At 35.0% G+C, this 19,080-nt stretch carries 17 protein-coding genes; 3 read left to right on the top strand and 14 right to left on the bottom strand.

Translation table 11 applies throughout. The features are described from left to right. Nucleotides 1-25: 25 nt before the first annotated feature. The 7 genes from ACKTTZ_RS11515 to ACKTTZ_RS11485 all read right to left on the bottom strand — a co-directional run bounded on the left by ACKTTZ_RS11515 (nt 26) and on the right by ACKTTZ_RS11485 (nt 7,842). Entirely contained in the window at nt 26-316 is a 291-nt protein-coding gene (locus ACKTTZ_RS11515; RefSeq protein WP_407848906.1) for a hypothetical protein, read from the bottom strand. 64 nt (nt 317-380) lie between these two features. Next, nucleotides 381-671 (bottom strand): transcriptional regulator, encoded by a 291-nt coding sequence (locus ACKTTZ_RS11510; protein WP_034695841.1) that lies wholly within the window; start codon nt 669-671, stop codon nt 381-383. Between the two features lie 94 nt (nt 672-765). After that, the gene (locus tag ACKTTZ_RS11505; protein ID WP_034695840.1) at nt 766-1,386 is read right to left on the bottom strand and encodes a hypothetical protein; all 621 of its coding nucleotides are present in this window, start codon (nt 1,384-1,386) and stop codon (nt 766-768) included. Continuing rightward, nucleotides 1,386-2,003: a hypothetical protein gene (locus ACKTTZ_RS11500; RefSeq protein WP_034695838.1), complete on the bottom strand. Its 618-nt coding sequence runs from the start codon at nt 2,001-2,003 to the stop codon at nt 1,386-1,388. Before ACKTTZ_RS11500 ends, ACKTTZ_RS11505 begins: the two co-directional genes overlap by 1 nt. Before the next feature lie 166 nt (nt 2,004-2,169). Next, nucleotides 2,170-3,672, bottom strand: a complete 1,503-nt coding sequence (locus ACKTTZ_RS11495) for a RagB/SusD family nutrient uptake outer membrane protein (protein WP_407848904.1) — start codon at nt 3,670-3,672, stop codon at nt 2,170-2,172. An 11-nt stretch (nt 3,673-3,683) separates the two neighbouring features. Beyond that, nucleotides 3,684-6,653, bottom strand: coding sequence for a SusC/RagA family TonB-linked outer membrane protein (locus ACKTTZ_RS11490; RefSeq protein WP_407848902.1), 2,970 nt, complete (start codon nt 6,651-6,653; stop codon nt 3,684-3,686). 424 nt (nt 6,654-7,077) lie between these two features. After that, nucleotides 7,078-7,842: an enoyl-CoA hydratase/isomerase family protein gene (locus ACKTTZ_RS11485; RefSeq protein WP_034695836.1), complete on the bottom strand. Its 765-nt coding sequence runs from the start codon at nt 7,840-7,842 to the stop codon at nt 7,078-7,080. Between the two features lie 256 nt (nt 7,843-8,098). On the opposite strand from ACKTTZ_RS11485, the gene ACKTTZ_RS11480 reads away from it, so the two are divergent. Next, complete coding sequence (locus ACKTTZ_RS11480; RefSeq protein ID WP_051934321.1) at nt 8,099-8,650, top strand: phage tail protein; 552 nt, start codon at nt 8,099-8,101, stop codon at nt 8,648-8,650. A 36-nt stretch (nt 8,651-8,686) separates the two neighbouring features. Then, complete coding sequence (locus ACKTTZ_RS11475) at nt 8,687-9,508, top strand: T9SS type A sorting domain-containing protein (protein WP_253316444.1); 822 nt, start codon at nt 8,687-8,689, stop codon at nt 9,506-9,508. Between the two features lie 87 nt (nt 9,509-9,595). Here the strand turns inward: ACKTTZ_RS11475 and ACKTTZ_RS11470 are convergent, their stop codons facing one another. Genes ACKTTZ_RS11470 through ACKTTZ_RS11460 form a run of 3 tightly spaced genes read right to left on the bottom strand, consistent with a single transcriptional unit; the run spans nt 9,596 to nt 13,798 of the window. Further along, nucleotides 9,596-12,280: a DEAD/DEAH box helicase family protein gene (locus ACKTTZ_RS11470; RefSeq protein WP_407848899.1), complete on the bottom strand. Its 2,685-nt coding sequence runs from the start codon at nt 12,278-12,280 to the stop codon at nt 9,596-9,598. 58 nt (nt 12,281-12,338) lie between these two features. Next, nucleotides 12,339-13,025 (bottom strand): SMUG2 DNA glycosylase family protein, encoded by a 687-nt coding sequence (locus tag ACKTTZ_RS11465; RefSeq protein ID WP_034695832.1) that lies wholly within the window; start codon nt 13,023-13,025, stop codon nt 12,339-12,341. A 2-nt stretch (nt 13,026-13,027) separates the two neighbouring features. Continuing rightward, entirely contained in the window at nt 13,028-13,798 is a 771-nt protein-coding gene (locus tag ACKTTZ_RS11460) for a DUF4241 domain-containing protein (RefSeq protein WP_407848897.1), read from the bottom strand. 235 nt (nt 13,799-14,033) lie between these two features. Between ACKTTZ_RS11460 and ACKTTZ_RS11455 the strand changes: the two genes are divergently transcribed. Continuing rightward, nucleotides 14,034-14,711: a CPBP family intramembrane glutamic endopeptidase gene (locus tag ACKTTZ_RS11455; RefSeq protein ID WP_034695831.1), complete on the top strand. Its 678-nt coding sequence runs from the start codon at nt 14,034-14,036 to the stop codon at nt 14,709-14,711. Nucleotides 14,712-14,768: 57 nt separating this feature from the next. Here ACKTTZ_RS11455 and ACKTTZ_RS11450 read toward each other — a convergent pair whose 3' ends face one another. The 4 genes from ACKTTZ_RS11450 to ACKTTZ_RS11435 all read right to left on the bottom strand — a co-directional run bounded on the left by ACKTTZ_RS11450 (nt 14,769) and on the right by ACKTTZ_RS11435 (nt 19,005). Next, the gene (locus ACKTTZ_RS11450; protein ID WP_156106444.1) at nt 14,769-14,930 is read right to left on the bottom strand and encodes a bacteriocin-like protein; all 162 of its coding nucleotides are present in this window, start codon (nt 14,928-14,930) and stop codon (nt 14,769-14,771) included. Between the two features lie 216 nt (nt 14,931-15,146). After that, on the bottom strand, nt 15,147-17,642 hold the full coding sequence (paaZ, locus tag ACKTTZ_RS11445) for a phenylacetic acid degradation bifunctional protein PaaZ (RefSeq protein WP_407848895.1): 2,496 nt from the start codon (nt 17,640-17,642) through the stop codon (nt 15,147-15,149). A gap of 108 nt (nt 17,643-17,750) precedes the next feature. Beyond that, nucleotides 17,751-18,578: an alpha/beta hydrolase gene (locus ACKTTZ_RS11440; RefSeq protein WP_407848893.1), complete on the bottom strand. Its 828-nt coding sequence runs from the start codon at nt 18,576-18,578 to the stop codon at nt 17,751-17,753. A gap of 58 nt (nt 18,579-18,636) precedes the next feature. Further along, a complete protein-coding gene (locus ACKTTZ_RS11435) occupies nt 18,637-19,005 on the bottom strand; it encodes a hypothetical protein (protein ID WP_407848891.1) in 369 nt (122 codons plus the stop codon). Between the last annotated feature and the right edge of the window lie 75 nt (nt 19,006-19,080).

Genomic DNA, 19,080 nt, shown 5'->3' with positions numbered 1-19,080 from the left:
TTTAGGATTAATCACAAATCAGATTTTAGCTTCCGGCAAACGGACTTCCGAAAATCCCTACTGCTAATTCAAGCCATATCAATGTTATAGCCAGCAAAATAAAAATACATATCATCACTTTCTGACTTTGTTTTCTAATTCTGTTTCTTACCAGATTGATGAGAAAAGCAGTTGTAAAAAGCAAAGCTCCTGCAATCAGGAAATCTGATCCTGACCAGTTTACTTCTTTAGACAATAGATTGCCAACCAATGGAATACTGAGTAAAGCCAATGGAAGGGCATAAATTGTGATTGTTTTTTGTTTTTGTGTCATCATTTTATTTAATTTTAAAATATAAAGTACTTTGTAATTCAAAGTTAATTTTCAAAAAAATATAGGACTATCGTCCCAATAATTTTTCAAGAGCATTCAAGTGCTCCGTAAATGCCTGTCTTCCGCTCTGTGTAACGCGATATGAGGTTTTAGGTTTCTTCCCAACAAATTCTTTTTTCACTTCTATATAACCAGCTTTCTCCAGTGCATTGCTGTGGCTTGCCAGATTTCCATCGGTTATTTCGAGCAGGTTTTTCATTTCGGAAAAATCAACCCAGTCGTTAACCATAAGAACAGACATAATGCCCAATCTTACACGGCTTTCGAATTCTTTATTGAGCTGATTTATTTTGATCATTTTACTTTATCTTATTTATTCTGAAATAGCCAAAATCTGACTATCTTTCATTTTCTTTACTTCTCTATCAATACAGCCTGAAGCAATTTTACAATTAAAAAATTAAAATTAACTTCCATATGTACACCGCTCCAATACTGATAATAAGAGATAAAAACAGTATCAACAAAGGCCAATAGCCCATAATATCGTTTTTCCTTTCTGAATAAAATTCAGTTGTATCTACTAGATTGAGTTTTTTATTTACATGTAAGGCACTTAACTCTTTCTCTGTTTGAAAAGTCTTTACCTCATTTGTTTTTAAATCCACGAAAAAAAATTCGTTGTCAAATGTTTTTCCAAAAACCTGATTACCCAATTCTTCCATTTTAGCCACTTGTGAAACCAATGTCAGTCCTTTTCCAGTATTAATACTTGCCTGCTCAGGCAAATCAATAAATAATAGCTGATAGTCATTTTTTAAAGGAACATACCAGGCATCACCTATTCCAATATCTACTTTTTTATTTTCCGACACAATGGATAAGCTGATAATTCCGACAATATAAAATGTATAAAATGCCACAAAAGGTCCTATAAATGCTAATATCATTTTATTCCTTCTTCTTTCTCTACTGCTTATAAAATAAGTAAGTAAACAACCTACAACAGCACAGATAAGACCGAAAGCTGATATAACAAAAAGGTGTATTAATATGACAAAACCAATTCCCATTACTTATACTTCTTATGCATGATCAATCCATACACAATATGCAGAACACCGAAACCAATGGCCCAGAACAGCAATCCCCATCCTAAAAAGAATAAAGAAACAAGTCCTAAAATAATCTCAAGATATCCTAAATACTTTACATCCGTTAATGTATATCGTTCTGCGGCTACCAGAGCCAATCCATAAAAAATCAGAGTAGCCGGAGCAATGAAAACAAAAAGATGATGATAAAGTAGAGCGAGACAAAAGACACCTCCTGCTACCAAAGGCACTGCAAAGGTAATCAAAAGTCGCTTTGTAGTGGCATCCCAGATCTTCAAACCTTTCTTTTTGCTTTTATGGGCTGTAAAAATATAACCACTCAGGACAGCTACTACCAAAATAGCAATTCCAATCAGAACAAGTTCTTTAACCAAGGCAGGTCCCAGAATATTCCTGTCTCCATCAAAATAGCTGATTCCTTCCCTCTGAAATACAAAATACACATATACAGCTCCAATAATAGCCGTTAAACCCGCAACAACTCCGGATAAACCACTTAGGGAAATAAATCTGGAGGACCGTTCCATCATAGAACGGATATGGGATAAGTCTTCGTGATAGTTTTTTGAATCCATAAAAAGAACTTTGAATTACAAAGTTATAATTTATTTTGAATCTACCAACTCTTTATTTTATATTTTAAAATATTTTTTACTGAAAACCTCATCGTTTATTTAGACATAAAAAAAAGAGAACCCCGCTAAAGCAGGATTCTCAATCATATATTAAAATCTGTACGTGTTATAATGGATTCTGAACAATCAATGTGTTAGCATTGATCTCAGCTCTTGGAATCAGAAATTCCCAACGTAAATCTGTGTTAGCCACTGTCATTACGTTATTGGTAACTACAGAAGAATGGTTAGCTCCTGTTCTGTCCAAGCCTAAATTCAATCTCTTAAGATCTAAGAATCTGAAACCTTCACCCCAGAACTCCAGTCTTCTGCTGTTAAGAATCTCAGTGATATAGGCCGCACCCGTTGTGGTAGCTCCAGTGTAAGAAGGATTTCTGTTTTTTGCAAACACATCAAAAACAGCTTTCGATCCTGCTTCGTTTCCAGATCTGGCCAAAGCCTCCGCTTCAATAAGATACATTTCTGCAGATCTCATATATGGAACATCTACTCTACTATCGGACTGACTTACGGCAAGGAACTTCTGTCCTGTGTATGGGAATTTAGAATATGTAGTAGGCAATCCAAGATTAGTGTGTGCTCCGGTTGGATCAAAGTTTTTAGTCCTTACGTCTGTAGACGGGAAAAGCTGGAATAATTTATTGTTAATAGCTTTGGGAGCCTGACGAATATTGGTAGAATTAAAGTTTCTTGACATATACGCTCCAAAATTCGAAAATGTATCACCTTGGTCTGCTAAAATTGTAGCACCCCACATCCACTCTCCATTAGATGCAAGATTGTTAAATCCGGAAAGATATACAGCATTACTCATTAGAGGAGCATCTGAACGTGCTGATTGAGCTGCAGTAATAGCTAGTGCATATTTACCTTGCGTTAAAGCAACCCTAGCTCTCAATCCTAAAATTACTTTATCATTAAAATGTGATTTTGTGAGTCTTGAGTTTCCAAGTCTAACAGCAGCTTCATCAAGATCTTTATTGATCTGTGTATACACTTCTTCTACTGTATTTCTTGCCAAAGGTATTTCATTTGCAACCAGTCTAATCGGAACCCCAAGCTGGGTATTGTTTACACCTGGCACATATCTTTTTCCATAAATTTGAACTAACATATAATAACAGAAAGCTCTGAATGCATATGCTTCACCAATCGCTGTTTTAATAGTAGCAACATCAGCATCGTTTGGAGCGGGAACTGAAGGACCGTTAGTAATAACCATATTTGCATTTCTGATCAAGGCATAGTAAAATTGATAAGGATAAAAATCATTGGCAGCATTATCATTTACTTGATCCTGCCATCTTACTGTTGAGATATACCAACCGTTTCCTGTAGATGGGAAAACAAGGTCTTCCCCCAAAGCATCCATCATGATCATAATTCCACCCTGACCATTTTGCCCTTGATTATCATTTTGTCTGTAATACATATCTCTATGCATACCATTTACAATAGCCATAAGGTTAGCCGCACTTGAATAAGCTGCTTCTTCAGAAACAGCAGTGGTAGGATTGGTTTCAAGATAATCACTCTGACATGACACCATTCCCGTAAGGGCTGAAAGTACTACAACCCATTTTATATATTTTTTTGCAATATTTTTCATATTTAATTTTTTTAAAATGACACATTAAAACCTATAGTAACAATTCTTGCCGGAGTATACCTGTTTGACGCAGTACCATTGAACGCCTGAGCAGGTTCTAATCCTTTTCTTGCCGTTTTGCTCCATAAATTTTCTCCTGAAACAAGGATCCTTAATCCGGATACACCAAGCTGAGATAATGTCTCTGGCGCAAAACTATAACTTAAAGTAGCCTGCCTGAAAGTGATAAAATCTGAACTCACTAACCATCTTGATGAAGCAGCATTAGAACTTGTATAGGTCGTAGAGTTCAATGCCGGGATATCAGTAATCTGACCTGGAGTTGTCCATCTGTCAAGAATATCAGTGCTTAAAGCTCCTCCTTGTGAGAAACTAGACATCAAAGCAGCGTAGTTAGAATCATATGTCTTTCCACCTAATTGATAAGTAAACAAAGTTGATAGTGACCATTGTTTATAAGTAATCGATGTTCCAAAGCTTCCAAATAAATCAGGAATTGCCGACCCGGAATAATCATACTTTGCTTTATTAAAATTCGTTGTCACTTTAGTTCCATTTACTGTTCTAATATCTGTTGCTGTTGTATTTGCATAGGTATCAGCAACAAGAAATAAAGGAGATCCATCTGCTGGATCTACACCATACCATTGTCTCAACCAGTAATCATACACCGAATGTCCTACAGAAACCTTCTTAGTTCCATTAATAATTTCTGTTATTCCCTTGGACAATTCTGTTATCTGATTTTTAAGTGTTGAAGCGTTAGCATTGATATTCCATGTGAAATTCTGAGTCTTAATAACGTCTGCATTAATACTGAATTCAAATCCACGGTTATACATTGTTCCCACATTTCTGCTGATTGTATTACCTGGAACACCGGAAGAAACAGGAAGAGGAACAGGGAATATAAGATCTTCAGTAACCCTGTTATAGTACTCTACTGAACCTGTAATTCTATTATTTAAGAATCCGAAATCAATCCCTACATCAGTTTGCTTATTAGTTTCCCAAGTTATAGTAGGATCTGCTAAAAATCCAAAAAGGATTCCAGGTTCCTGAGCATTATTATACCCTAGTGTATAGGTACTTTTGTACATATAATAACTATCTGTTCTATCATTACCTACTTCACCGTAAGAACCTCTCAACTTCAACTCACTGATAAGGTTAGAATTACTTAAAAATTCTTCCCCTTTTAATCTCCATCCTGCTCCAAGAGACCAAAATGAACTCCATCTTACATCTTTGGCAAACCTAGATGAAGCATCCCAACGAATAGATCCTGAAAGTAGATATTTTGACTTATAATCATAATTCAATCTTGAAAAAACTCCTTCTTTGGTATAAGTATCTGTATATGATGGAAGAGAGCTAAGAGTTACAAAGTTGACCAATTCATCATTTCCATCTACAATCTGACCTTTTTTATACCCATAAAGATATTCATACATGAATTTATAATTTTCATGTCCTAAAAGGAATTCAAAATTATGATCTCCAAATTTTCTTTTGTAGTTTAAGAGTTGATTCCAGGTGAAAGTCTGTTCTGTAAAACTATATTTTTCTGCTGAACCTCCAGGAGCAGCATCTCCAATAATTTTATTTCCATAGGTACTTCTTCTGTTATTTCGGATATCATATCCTACATTAGTAGATAAAGTAAGATAAGGATCTACTTTGATTTCTGCATAGGCTCTGGAAATGATGTAATAGTTTTTAGAAAGATCTTTATTTAAAAGTGTTTCCTGAATTACATTTCTTCCTGCTGCCGCATCAGCCCCTCTGGCACTTCCAGCATCATACACTATGTTTCCGTCATTATCATAGAGGGTCGCAAATGTGTTAGGATCGTGAGCATATGGACTATAGATAGGTCCCATTGTTCTTGTCCACCTGTACGGATTAATATAAGCTGAATTATTATCAACTCCATCCACAGAATTATTTCCATTAGAAGATACTCCACTGATACTTGTTCCAAGTTTTAACCAGCTTTTAACCTGAGAATCTACTTTAAGTCTTGCTGTAAATCTCTCAAAATCTGATTTGATAAGATATCCTGTTTCATTGGTGTATCCTACTGAAGAAAAATAAGTTGTTGAATTACTTCCTCCACTGTAATTCAGTTCATAGTTCTGTCTGAAACCCGTATTCATTAAAGGTTTTTGCCAATCTAAGTCTGTATATTTCAATTTAGCATTTGGATTTAACACTCCATCAATAACCAACTGATGAGGATCAACGTCAAATACATTCGTTTTGAGAACCCCTGATCCGAATGGTATATTTCCAGTAACCAAAACTATAGAAGCATAATTATTAGCCGCAGCAAGCCCTAGACCGGGATTAGATGTAAATCTTCCATTTCTGATAGCTTCCCATATTAGAGGATAATACTGATACACATCTACCCTATCATATTCCGGGGTTGATCTACCCACCGCTCCGGTACTCATGCTAAAGTTAAAAGAATCTTTTCCTTTCCTCCCTGACTTTGTAGTAATAAGTATAACACCATTGGCTGCAGCTGAACCATAGAGAGAGGTAGAAGCAGCATCTTTCAGGATATTATAAGATGCAATATCATTAGGATTAATAGCAGCAAGCGATCCGGTATACACCGTACCATCAACTACATATAAAGGATTTGTTGTAATACCATAAGAACCTATCCCTCGGATTTGGATACTTGGTGAGCTTCCTGGCTGCCCTGTACCCGTACTCACTTTTACACCAGCACTGGCACCATCCAGCGCCTGTCCGATACTCGTTATCGGTCGATCGGCAAATTGTTTTGCTTTTACTTCAGTATTGGAGCCAACCATTGTTTCTCTTTTCTGGCTTCCGTAAGCAACCACCACAATTTCATCAATCTTAGTATCCTGCGGTATGGTGTCGCGCTTAGCCTTTTGGGCTTCTACCATGTGTCCTCCTACAAAGAACAACACAGCAGTACTCAATATTAACTTCATTTTCATATTTAACATATTTTAACAGTATGAATGCAAATATATGTAACTAAAATTAATAAAAAGGCAATAAAAAAGATAATTAAATAAATTAAATGCAAATGATTTATATTTTTAACTCATTATTTAATATCAATTAAAAATATAAGTTAAAAATACGTTAATTTAGTTTTAAAAATATTAAACAATTATTTAAAATACGTTAAAACAATGAAAAAATAAAACTAAAAAGATGATTTCATTGACACTATAGAATAATTAACCAAAATAATACACAAATAACACAATTAAAAAAACACAATAGAAAATGCTAGATTTCTATGAAAAAAACATAAGAATCTAAGATTATGATAAAGCATAAAAAATCCGGAAAAACAAATGCTTCCCGGATCATAGTATCTAGATAAAATATTTTTTAAAACAATAAAAAAAATTACTTCACTCTTAATTTTTCTTTAATGGACTCAATATTTTTCTTGGCAGAATCTTCAAGAATAAGACTGGCACTCATATGAATTCTTGCCGGCATTAACTCATTGAAGTGGTCAGTTCCTTCCCAAGAAACTTTTTTAATTAGCGTTAGAGCATCGCTGCTTCTTGAAGCTAAAGTCTGTAAAAACTTCTCTAGTTTTTCATCCATTTCCTCAATTGTATCTGAAACGGAATGATAAACATTATGTTGCTCAGCCCATTCAGCAGATCTGAAGTCTGCGTCAATTGCCATTGCAGAGAATTGCGACTTACCTATTTTTCTTTCAACATAAGGCCCAATTACAAAAGGCCCGATTCCAAGATTGATTTCAGTAAGTGCCAGCGCTGAATCTTTAGTAGCAAAACAATAATCTGCTCCACAAGCAATTCCAACTCCTCCACCAGTTGTTTTTCCCTGAACTCTTACCACTACAATTTTTCCGCAGTTTCTCATTGCATTTAAAACTTTAGCAAAACCTCCGAAAAATTTCGTGGAAGCTTCCAGTTCCTCAATTGCTAAGAGTTCGTCAAAACTTGCTCCTGCACAAAAAGCTTTCTCACCTGCACTTTTTACTAAAATAGCTTTCACCTCATCTTTTGCTCCTTCTTCAAGAATAGTTTCTGCCAGCTTTTCTAAAATTGCTCCCGGAAGAGAATTACTTTTGGGTGTTCCGAAAGTGATTTCGGCAATATTATTTTTAATTTCTGATGCTACAAATTCGCTCATTTTTATTTTTATTGGATTGTTACAAAAATACGAAATACAGCTCGTTCAGAGAAACTTAAAGTATAAATTTTCTTTTTAAACCCGCATATTTCACACCATCTATTACGTAGAAATACGGAGTTTTTAATTTGGTATTTTCTACTCTAGCACCACCCTACTATTAATCGTTCCTTTGAACTGAGAATAAATAATCAAAAGGCGGATTCTGAAAAGCCTGTAAAAGAGTAAGAAATTTAAAAACTAAAAAAAAATCATCATGGAAGAGTACATTGGAATTGTAAAATTATTTGCAGGAAATTTCGCACCTAGAGGCTGGATGTTTTGCGACGGAAGTCTAATAAGCATTTCAAGAAATTCTGCCTTATTCTCTATTTTAGGAACAACGTATGGTGGAGACGGTATTACTACTTTCGCTCTCCCTAACTTAAAAGGGCGTATGGCTTTAGGCGCAGGGAATGTAAATGCGAACCAATTTTATCCTTTGGGAGTAGTATCCGGAACTACACAAAATACACTTTTAGCATCCAACCTTCCAAGTGTAGGTGCAGGATTTCAGCTTAAAGTAGCAAATAAGAATGCTAATTCATCTACTCCTACAGCCACTTCAACAATTGCCATCTCAGGTACACAAGTAGGAAGAGATTTCAATGCTGTACCGAGTTTTGTGAATGATGCTAACCCTGATACGATTATTAATAATCAAAGTATTGCCTTCATAGGACAAAATCTGCCTGTGAATAATATGCCTCCTTATCTAGGTTTAAATTATATCATTTGTGTTGAAGGTATTTATCCTCCAAGAGATTAATATCTACACAATAACCTAACATTTAAAACAAAAATCATGAAAAGCACTACTTTTTTAACAATCTGTAGTCTGCTCATTTCAATTTTCTCATTCGGGCAGACCAGTACGGAACAATTTGAGACAGAATCGAACGGAAGTACAAGCTTCACCGATAATGGAGTCATTTTCAATATCATTTCACATGTAAGTGTTTTTGATATTCAGGGAAATTTCCCGGGAACTGGCTGGAGCGGAACAGCTAATGATAACAGATATATTGATAATTCCAACGATACTCAATCTCCGCCATCATTTAGTATAAAAACCACTTCTAATTTATTTAAAGTAAACAGATTCTGGATGTATCTTTCTGCATTGAACCTGGACCTTAATGTAACAGGAAATCTGACTATAACCGGAAAATTAAGCGGAGTAACAAAATTTACCCAAACAAAAACTACCGGATTTGCAACCAGTTTAGGCAGCACGAATGGATACACCTTAATTGATCTTACCAACTTAAATGGTCAGAACTACTCAAACATTGTGATAGATGAGTTACAAATCACAGCCAACGGAGCTTTCCGATATGTAGGTTTGGATGCTTTCACCTGGGTAAAAGATAGTAATCTGGTATTGGGTACTTCGGAAGCTAAAAGCATTAAAAAAGACTTGACTGTTTATCCTAATCCAACCCACGGGCCTATTTCTATTACTACAGAAAAAGCCAGTGAAGCTAAAATCTATGGTCTTGATGGTAAAATTCTGAAAACGATACAAACTCAAAAGGGAAATAATGAAATCAATATTTCAGAGCTTCCAAAAGGAGTTTATATTATTAAAACAGCAACAGAATCTACCAAAGTCATTAAAAACTAAAAATAAGAAATTTCACAAGTTCCATATTCCCACAAAGATTCTAATTCATGAATGACAAATCCCTTTCGACGAAGGGATTTTGTCATTTTATCGGGTCCACTTGTGGAGATGTTCTATCCTTCCGTTTCTATTGAGTAAAGCCTGGAATCTCAATTTTAATAAAATTTTACGCCCTTCGATAGTTCTTGTGAAAATCAGCTCAGATTTTCCTATCATTTTATCCCATAGTTTTTTAAAAAATTCTGCACTTTTTTTATTTTTTGCAAAAATCTCGGGTATAGGATAGTACATATCTTTTTTCAAAAATAATAAACCTCTTTTTTGTTTCAATAGATATCTTGGGTTATCTATTTGGGATACCAGTTCCTGTAAAGTTTGTATAAATTGGGCATTTTCATATTGACTTCCTCCCTCCAAATAACAAAATGCATTTTTATTTTTGTCTGAAGAACTTACAATTCGAAGTTTTTCAATAGAGGTTCGTATTACTTTTTCATAGAGTAATCCATACAAAACTACTTCAGCAAGGGAGTTCAACTGCCTCCCAACATCTTTACATCTTAAATATTGTTTTGTAGATCTATACAGTTTCCCACCATACACAACAACACCTGCAATCCCAAATAGAGAAACCAGTAATGAAAAACTTTTTATAGAATTAATTTCATCAACATTTCGGAGAAGCCCCATCAGAAGATCCTGCCAAAATAGCAATATGGATGACACCATTATCTTTGCAAAGTTTCCGCTCATTTTACCTAAATAATCCATCCGCATTTTCCCCATACCTGTCATATTCACTGAAGGGACTTCAATTTCTTCCACCAAAACATTTCCTTTATCAAGAGCTGTTTTCCATCGCTCAGCAAGAGCAGTTCTATCTTTTGCCCATGCAAAGAATATCTGATTGATTTCCGGTAATTCTTCTTTACGTTCTATCGTTTTAATATTGAGTCGTTCAAAATTATTTTCAATGGTAACCTCATCTTTGTAGGAAATACCAACAAAAGTTTTAAATCTTTTCTTTATATTACTGAAATCCTGTCCTCCACCAATATCATAGGAATCAAAACATATAAGATGCCAGATATTTCCTGTTTTGTTTATATTATCTTTATCTGTTCTGATAACTCTTCCTCTCATTTGATTAGAGAGCACAAAAGAACTTACAAAACTGGCCAGCACAAGGCTATTCATTTTGGGAGCATCCCAACCTTCTCCCAACAAAGACTTTGTCCCAATTAAGACCTGAATTCCTCCACATTGAAAAATCTCAGTTATTATATGAACCACATCATGCTTTATCTGATCTGTAAGACTAATTATCAAATAATTCTGATCATAAGAGAGGGCAGAAAAAGACACTCCAGATATGCTCTTTTTTACACAAAACTGATCAAACAGATCCTTTGCACTCGAAGGTATGAGCACCAAACTACCTGTAAGAATACCTATTTTTTTATTTTGCGAATTTTCTCTTCTAAGTTTTTCAAATATTGGAATCGCTCCAATTTTATCAAGACTTACTATATTCTCGGTGCTATTGCTCAGATATTCTTTTTTAATAAAATCCGTGAGAATTACCATTCTGAGATCTTCTTTAAGAACTGAAAACTCAAAATCTGCAATTTCCTTTATGCCCTGAAGTTTTCCTATACTTGAATTAAGAATCTGATTTACATTTTTACTATTATAAAAACTGATTGTTCTTTGTTCAAGAAACCCCAATCTTCTGAGCCTATTCCCAAGATCTGTCCGATGCTCTTCATATTTTTTAAAATTAGCATCATCCAATAAAAGATAAAAATCAAGAAGTTCTTCCATCCAGAAGAAATCAAATTCAGGAACATATTTTTGCTGATCTCCAATGATATTAAAATGAATATCCGAAATCTCCTTTCCTCTGAAATGAAGATAAACAAGTCCCGAAGTATATGATGATATGTTTTCGTAAATCCATTCCAAATGCACAGCTGGATGCTGATAAACAGGATGCTGTTCAAAAGCTTCAAGTAGCGTATCATCATTTTGAACTTCTTCGAAAAATGTGGCTGCCTGATGATGATAGTATTCAAGTTTCCTCTCCTCTTCTTTTGAGGGTGAAGTAAAATAAACCAAATCCTGATGAGGACAAAGATCTCCTTCAATCATCAATTCAGGAACAGAAATTTCTACATCAATAGGACCATTCAGCTGAATATATTTTTGCCATTCAGAACCAGAAACATCAAAAGGAGGTGTTGCAGTAAGAGCAACAACTTTAGGACTAATTCTATTTTTCAATTCCATTAAGCTTCTCCACCAAGCATTTTTCAAATGATGCGCTTCATCCAAAATAAGAGTCCCCACTTTTTGCTTCTCTAGCTTTTTAATGATTTCTGCAATTGAGATTCTTGAAGATTTTTTTATCAGATCTTCGTCTTGTTCATCTATTCCAGAAGCAGAATGAATACCCTGATAAGTGGTAACAGTTATAATTCCAGGATTTTTAATATCAGAAGATATCCATTCAGGAACAGTTTCCGTATCCAGAAAAAGCTCACAAAATCTCTGAATCCATTGGTTTTTGATTGCTAGCGTGGGAGTAACAATCAATGTTGGTTCACCAAGTCTCAACATCATTTCTAATCCCAGAACCGTTTTTCCAGAACCAGGAGGAGCCGAAATATGAAGATGATTATCGTGGAGATAGTCATCCATATTGTCTAAAATTTTCTTCTGATAAGTTCGCCAGCTGTATTTAAAAGTTGTGTCTTTAGGAAAAACATTCATAAGCACAATTTAATAAAAACAACACATACAATCATAGAAATCACATCCTCTCGATGTTTCATTTTTTCAATGCAAGAATATACTTGTCTATATAAAACTGCTTTTCTTTCAATTTGTACTGTTGGATATATCTTGGATGCTCAAGAACAGTCATTTTATCGAACAATTTTGCTTCTTTATTTAATTTTGAAATAAAATCGGCATTTTTTTTACCAAGAACAAAGACTTCTGATGTATCAAGATTAAGACTGATATGTTTCTTTAAAGAATCAATCATAAAATTCTTTACAGCGTCGAAGAGCTTTTTGTCATCGTAATAATTGGCATTCAACCAACCATTTTTTGTTTTTCTCACAATAGCCAACGGAAATGGAGAGTTGATATAAATATCTTTGTAAAAAAGATCGGCACCTCCATATTCTTCAATCATATCATACATGAAAACAGAAGAAACTTCATGAGTGTGGGCAGATTCCATTTTTATACCACAAATACTTTCAAGCCTTTTGGTATCGGTAAACGGAACACCGGTGACTCCTGCTCCATGGCGGCTCGGATTGATTCCAATGATAAATTTTCTTTGAGATGAATCATTGTAATATTTATGATAAAACTTCTGCATTACCATTAATGTTTCAGGGTTTTCAAGATATGGATTCAGAACATCAAAACCTTCAGGTAAATTTCCCGTATAGTTCAGGTTTTCATTGAACGTAATAACATGGTCTGCAAAAGTTGTATTCATATTTAGTTTTTAGAAAAAATAAAGTTTTCAGGTTGATCGTCGTCAAGATCATCTTCTTCATCTTCTTCACTTAAAGCCAATTCAATATCAATAAATTGAATGTATAAACCACATATCTCTCCGTTATTATCATAAGCAAAATAAACAGGGTAGCTGCCGTCACCAAAGCCACTAGCAAACATCGGAATCTGATAGTTGGTACCAGGAACCGTCCAGTTGATCCAGTCTCCTGCTTCTCTCTGATTGTTGGGATAATCTTTATAGCTTTGGGAGAAAAGCCCTGCAAAATAATCATCATAAACATTGTCGACATTTATTTCATCAACAAATTGATCTACAAAAGGAAGTACTTCTTTATCCGCGATACAACCTAAACCAGCATCTACCTCAAAGCCAAAAAAATCTTCATCAGTTACCCCTTCCAACTCTTCAATCCCAACTAAGGCTTCTCTATAAACAACAGGTTTTTCTTTGGTAAATTCAACTTTTACAACAGCATATCTATTTCCCCAATCTTCAGATTTTACTACAGCAATAGTTACAGGAAAATTTCCTTTCGGAGCCTGAATAAAATAAGGTGATTGATTGGCATTTAAAGACACCAGCGGATCTCTTACCACCACTTTTCCGGAAGGAAGAGAAACATTTCCGATTTCCATCACCTCCATTTTCTGCCCCAGAATTTCATCAGAAGTAAAATATATTTCCAGATCTGTAGGACAAACCAGAATATTTTTCACTTCTTCCCATTTTTGTATCCAGCTTTCGTTCATTGCTCTTGATTTTATGATTGAATTTTAAAATTAGTACTTTTTTACAAGAGAAAGAAGAAGTTGAAACTAAGAATCTATTAAAACTTAATTATTCATTTAAATAAATTATTAATCAAAAAGAAACTTAATCGTCATATTTTATCATCCTATTCCCAAGTTTTAATGCATGTTATTTTTTTTATTAAATTCGTTCTCAATGAAATAGCAATTTCACTCAACTAAAAACTTTTAACCTATGATTGGAATTATCATTGAGCTTATCATTTCATGGCTTCTCCTTAAGTTCACGGTAAATAAGGACCTTTCTGTTTTAGGATTCAAGCCCAGCAAAACAAGATTAATCTATTTTGGAATAGGTTTTCTTTTAGCCACTGCCATTTGCAGTCTTTATCATATCATGACAACAGCATTCATCAATAATGGCTGGATTCTGAATAAGCAACTTACATTATCCGCTGCATTGATGGGGATATGGTGGGTTCTGAAGTCTGTATTATTTGAAGAGTTACTTTTCAGAGGAGCTCTGCTTTACCTTGCTATTGAAAAATGGGGAACTACAAAAGCCTGTCTTTTATCTGCTGCCTGCTTCGGAGTCTACCACTGGTTTTCTTATAACGCATTCGGAAATCCTTTTCAGATGGGAATTATTTTTGGGATGACCGCCATCTTTGGATGGATGCTGGCAGTATCTTTCGCTAAAACAAAATCTCTGTACCTGCCTATTGCACTGCATTTTGGTTGGAATTTGTTTAATATTATTGTATTTTCAAACGGTCCGCTAGGTAAACAACTCTTTATAAAAGCTAATGAGAACCATCTTGAGGGAATTTCGTCGCTGCTTGTTTTTTTGTTCCAGATATTGGCTTTGCCTCTTTTAATATTTGGATATTTTAAGCTGAAGAAGAGATTATAAAAAAGCTGCCAATCCTGAGGAACAGCAGCTTTATGTATTGTTTTAAGTGAAAAAAATCTAAGAATCAGCACATATATAACATGCTCTGGCAATATCAGGCCATCTTCCAGGAAGACAACAGCTTCCGGGAGGACAAGGATTAAGGGCACAAGACCAGTTTGGTCCGGAACCTTTAAGAGATTTCAACTCATGTCTTGAAAGTTTTTTTAAGTTTTTCATAGTGGTTTGTTTTGATGTTCTCTCCTACTCTATATGCTTTTCGGATTTCGCCTATTAAAGTTAATAATTTTTCAAATAAAAATAAAATAACTGAAATAAAATACATTAAAATCAACCAACATCCTTGTCAAGGTTTAAAACCTTGACAAGGATAATCATCCATTAAAAAATCCCTTTCAATTACTGAAAGGGATTTCAAACTTATATTTTCCTGAATTAAATCAATCCAAACTGCTGGAAGTGGTGGGTAAAATGCTTTTTGTGCATCAATTCCCACATTTCTTTATTCAGTTTTCCGAAAACATAATTCATGTGTTCTGCCTGTGGATTTTCTTTGTAATAGATTACAAATTTCTTCACATTATCTATGAATGACAGTTTTGCTGCTTCCAGATTTTTGTGTGTTAGTTCAGGAAGTGAGCCATCCTGTGGAAGGAAAGGAGCTGTAAATTCTTTTGGCATTGCTCTGTGGTTATAAAGAGAATCCTGCCATTTTTCAAGATTTTCTTCCGGAGTATAGCATTTTTCGGCTTCCGGCTCTCCAAAACTCACCAGTATGGCCTGCTCAAGATGTTCTATCATTTGTTGTGGAGACATTTTTCCCCAAAGAGAAGGTGTGGTTTCTGTCAGTCCATTCAGTATTTTCTGAACGTTTTTCACATTCAGATCGATGAAAGGAGATTGTTTTGCCACCAATGTTAAGATTGTTGCCACGCAAACTACCTCATCTCTTTGATTCACTACTTCAACCAGCCATTTTACAACACCGGAAGGAATATTTCTGCCTTTTACTCCTCTGTTGATTTTTTCTTTTGCTGTTAAATAAACAGTAATGGTATCTCCTGCATATACAGGTTTGAAGAAACTGCATTCTTCCAATCCATAGTTAGCAATAACAGGTCCTTTTTTACCTGAAACGAATAATCCTGCTGCTGCTGAAAGGATGAAATATCCATGAGCAACCGTTTTGTCGAAGATAGTACCTGTTAAGCTTGTGGCATCTGTATGAGCATAGAAATGATCCCATGAAACATTGGAAAAGTTCACGATATCTGCATCAGTAACCGTTCTTCCCGCAGTTTCTAAAGAATCTCCTACTTCTACTTCCTCAAAATATTTCTGGAAAGGATGCTTGTCTGAGAATTTTTTCTCCGCTCCCTGCTGATAGATCTTAGTAATTGCTTTCAACACATCCGGTGATCCCTGGATTGCTGTTTTCTGTAGGAAGAAATGAAGACCGCTCAGTCCGCCCATTTCCTCTCCACCACCAGCTCTACCAGGACCTCCGTGCATTAATGTCGGAAGTGGTGACCCGTGACCTGTACTTTCCTTAGCATTATCTCTGTTCAGTACAAAGATTCTTCCGTGCTGGGAAGCCATTTTCCATGAAGTTTCTGCGATAAAGTTCTCGTCATGAGAAATGATAGATCCTACCAAACTTCCTTTTCCTCTTTTTGCCAATGCAGCCGCTTCTTCAGCATCTTTATACGGCATTAATGTAGATACCGGCCCGAAAGCTTCTACATCGTGAGAGATATTTTTTTCGAAAGGCTTGTCGTTCAGGAATAATTTCGGACTCATAAATGCTCCATTTTCATAGTTAGCATCTACCAGTTCGTGTTTTCCGTCATAGACAAGTTCTGTTTCTGATTTTAAAATATTTACTTTTCTCAGAACTTCTTCATACTGCTGTCTTCCCACCAAAGATCCCATTTTGGTTTCTCTGCTTAATGGGTTTCCGATTTTTGTTTGATCTAAAGCTTTAGACAAAGCATTCTGAACATCACCAATTAAGTGTTCAGGAACGATGATTCTTCTGATCGCAGTACACTTCTGTCCTGCTTTTGTAGTCATTTCGTTACGAACTTCTTTGATGAACAGATCGAATTCAGGTGTTCCCGGTTTTGCTTCCAATCCAAGAATTGAACAGTTCAGGGAATCTGCTTCCATATTGAAACGAACCGCATTTCCTGCAATAGATGGAAGTGATTTTAATTTTCTTCCTGTATTGGCTGAGCCCGTGAACAATACAGAATCTCCATCCTGTACATAATCTAAGATATTTCCTGGTTCTCCGCACACTAACTGAACAGCTCCTTCAGGCAATACTCCACTTTCAATCATATCCTGAAATACCGCATTGGTAAGGTAAGATCCGAAAGGAGATGGTTTTACAATAGAAGGAACACCAGCCAATAAGGAAGTGGATAGTTTTTCCAACATTCCCCATACCGGAAAATTATAAGCATTGATCTGTACAGAAACTCCTTCACTAGGTGTTAAGATATGCGTTCCCAAGAAAGTTCCGTTAGCAGAAATCTTCTGAGTGTCACCATCTACCCAAAATGAAGTATTGGGAAGCATTCTTTTTGCCAGTCCGGAGTAGGTAAAGAAAGTTCCGAAACCTCCTTCAATATCCACCCATGAATCAACGTGGGTAGCTCCTGTTTTGTATGATAAATCGTAATATTTTTTCTTTCTTTCCAACAGATAAAGAGCTACTTTTTTCAACATTTCCCCACGGTCGTAGAAAGTCATTGAAGAAAGGTTTTTATATCCTACGGTTCTTCCGTAGTCAAGAGCTTGTTCAAAATTCAGCCCTTCTGTATCGGAAACAGCTACCTGCTCTCCTGTAACGGCATTGTACAAAGGAACTCCGCTTCCGGTACCTTCTACCCATTGTCCGTAGATATAGTTTTTTAACTTTTCCATATAGTTTTTTACTTTTTGCTTAGATTAATCTTTTTAATAAACTTATCTAAACCTTATAGATCTTCGAGACCTATAAGGTTTGAATCCGTATTATTCTTTGAGTTAAAATTATTTCGGTTCCTGATAAGGAAACATTTTCACCAATCCTTCATATAAACTTCTGTGAAGAATAGTTGCGTGATTGTCTGTTTCCATCATTTTATATTCCAATGTCCAGTTTTTCTTTCCTGCTTTTTTCAAAACATCATAGAAAGCTTCTGCGTCTTTTACCATCACCGGATGTTCTCCTTTCCCTACAGAAACATAAACGAATTTTTTAGTATCCGCAGATTTTGAAAGTAGTTGTGGAGCCTGCTTTAAAAGACTTTCATCATCCCACCATAAACTTGGACTGATGATAAAATAGTTATTGAACATTTCCGGTTTTTTTAAAAGGATTTCTGTTGCCAAAAGTCCTCCCAAAGACTGACCAAAAAGGTATTTATCTGTAGTTTTAAACTGACTTTCAACGTAAGGTTTTAGTTCTTTTTCAACGAATGCAATAAACTTATCAGAATGTCCTGTTGTAGGATAGTCTTTCTGTAAGTCTTTTAAATCCGTATGAAAAGTAAAATCTCTTTTTCTATCTACATTAGCAACTCCCACCACAATAGTTTCCGGCATGGAATACATCTGATTAAAGAATTGTACTAATCCTGTAACGTGAATAAAATCTTCATTCATACTTCCATCCAATAAATAGATCACCGGGTATGATTTTGTTTTATCATATCCCTGTGGAAGATAAATATTCAGCGTTCTGTCTTCATTTAATGTTTTGGACTTAATAGTCCTCACTTCTCCTATTGTAAGCGGTTTTGTAGCAACAGTCTGTGCTGATAACGTACACCCCACCGCAAACATTATGCTGCATGCAAGCGCAATTTTTTTAATCATATTTATTTTTGTTAAACCTGACGGGTTTTAAAAACCCATTAGGTTTGATTATTAGCAATTATTCAAAATTTAAAAAATCATATTCAATAGTCGACTTATGATAATTTCTAAAAACTTCTAGCGAGTCAAAATACTGCATGATTTCCTTTCTATTCAATTTACTTTCTTTTTCAGGATTTACATATGAATTATACGAAGAATGCTTCCATTGATCAATTTTATTTACAAATCCGTGATTAATCGGATTATTATGGATGTAATGGAAAACTTTCAATAAATATTTTTCATCAGATATTTTCTTTCGTTTTACCGCATTCAGAAAAAGAGCTCCTTTTCTATTATATTTTTTGTTGTAAGCTTTAGCATAAGCATTCAATAAATTACCAAAATGCTTCATTAAAAACTGATGCTCATTTTCACTATCCACATCATCAAAATTCTTAAATCTTAACAACAAATGAAAATGATTAGGCTACAGACAATAAGCATAAATATCAGCGAC

It is taken from the genome of Chryseobacterium sp. KCF3-3 (genome assembly GCF_045865955.1).
In the GTDB taxonomy this organism is placed as follows: Bacteria; Bacteroidota; Bacteroidia; order Flavobacteriales; family Weeksellaceae; genus Chryseobacterium.
The sequence above is the reverse complement of the archived record's forward strand: the minus strand, read 5'-3'. Positions and strand labels throughout refer to the sequence as shown.

Excerpts from the sequence above, each read along its gene's own strand:
- ACKTTZ_RS11515 (WP_407848906.1), bottom strand. The coding sequence starts at position 316 with ATGATGACACAAAAACAAAAAACAATCACAATTTATGCCCTTCCATTG.
- ACKTTZ_RS11510 (WP_034695841.1), bottom strand. The coding sequence starts at position 671 with ATGATCAAAATAAATCAGCTCAATAAAGAATTCGAAAGCCGTGTAAGA.
- ACKTTZ_RS11505 (WP_034695840.1), bottom strand. The coding sequence starts at position 1,386 with ATGGGAATTGGTTTTGTCATATTAATACACCTTTTTGTTATATCAGCT.
- ACKTTZ_RS11500 (WP_034695838.1), bottom strand. The coding sequence starts at position 2,003 with ATGGATTCAAAAAACTATCACGAAGACTTATCCCATATCCGTTCTATG.
- ACKTTZ_RS11495 (WP_407848904.1), bottom strand. The coding sequence starts at position 3,672 with ATGAAAAATATTGCAAAAAAATATATAAAATGGGTTGTAGTACTTTCA.
- ACKTTZ_RS11490 (WP_407848902.1), bottom strand. The coding sequence starts at position 6,653 with ATGAAAATGAAGTTAATATTGAGTACTGCTGTGTTGTTCTTTGTAGGA.
- ACKTTZ_RS11485 (WP_034695836.1), bottom strand. The coding sequence starts at position 7,842 with ATGAGCGAATTTGTAGCATCAGAAATTAAAAATAATATTGCCGAAATC.
- ACKTTZ_RS11480 (WP_051934321.1), top strand. The coding sequence starts at position 8,099 with ATGGAAGAGTACATTGGAATTGTAAAATTATTTGCAGGAAATTTCGCA.
- ACKTTZ_RS11475 (WP_253316444.1), top strand. The coding sequence starts at position 8,687 with ATGAAAAGCACTACTTTTTTAACAATCTGTAGTCTGCTCATTTCAATT.
- ACKTTZ_RS11470 (WP_407848899.1), bottom strand. The coding sequence starts at position 12,280 with ATGAATGTTTTTCCTAAAGACACAACTTTTAAATACAGCTGGCGAACT.
- ACKTTZ_RS11465 (WP_034695832.1), bottom strand. The coding sequence starts at position 13,025 with ATGAATACAACTTTTGCAGACCATGTTATTACGTTCAATGAAAACCTG.
- ACKTTZ_RS11460 (WP_407848897.1), bottom strand. The coding sequence starts at position 13,798 with ATGAACGAAAGCTGGATACAAAAATGGGAAGAAGTGAAAAATATTCTG.
- ACKTTZ_RS11455 (WP_034695831.1), top strand. The coding sequence starts at position 14,034 with ATGATTGGAATTATCATTGAGCTTATCATTTCATGGCTTCTCCTTAAG.
- ACKTTZ_RS11450 (WP_156106444.1), bottom strand. The coding sequence starts at position 14,930 with ATGAAAAACTTAAAAAAACTTTCAAGACATGAGTTGAAATCTCTTAAA.
- paaZ (WP_407848895.1), bottom strand. The coding sequence starts at position 17,642 with ATGGAAAAGTTAAAAAACTATATCTACGGACAATGGGTAGAAGGTACC.
- ACKTTZ_RS11440 (WP_407848893.1), bottom strand. The coding sequence starts at position 18,578 with ATGATTAAAAAAATTGCGCTTGCATGCAGCATAATGTTTGCGGTGGGG.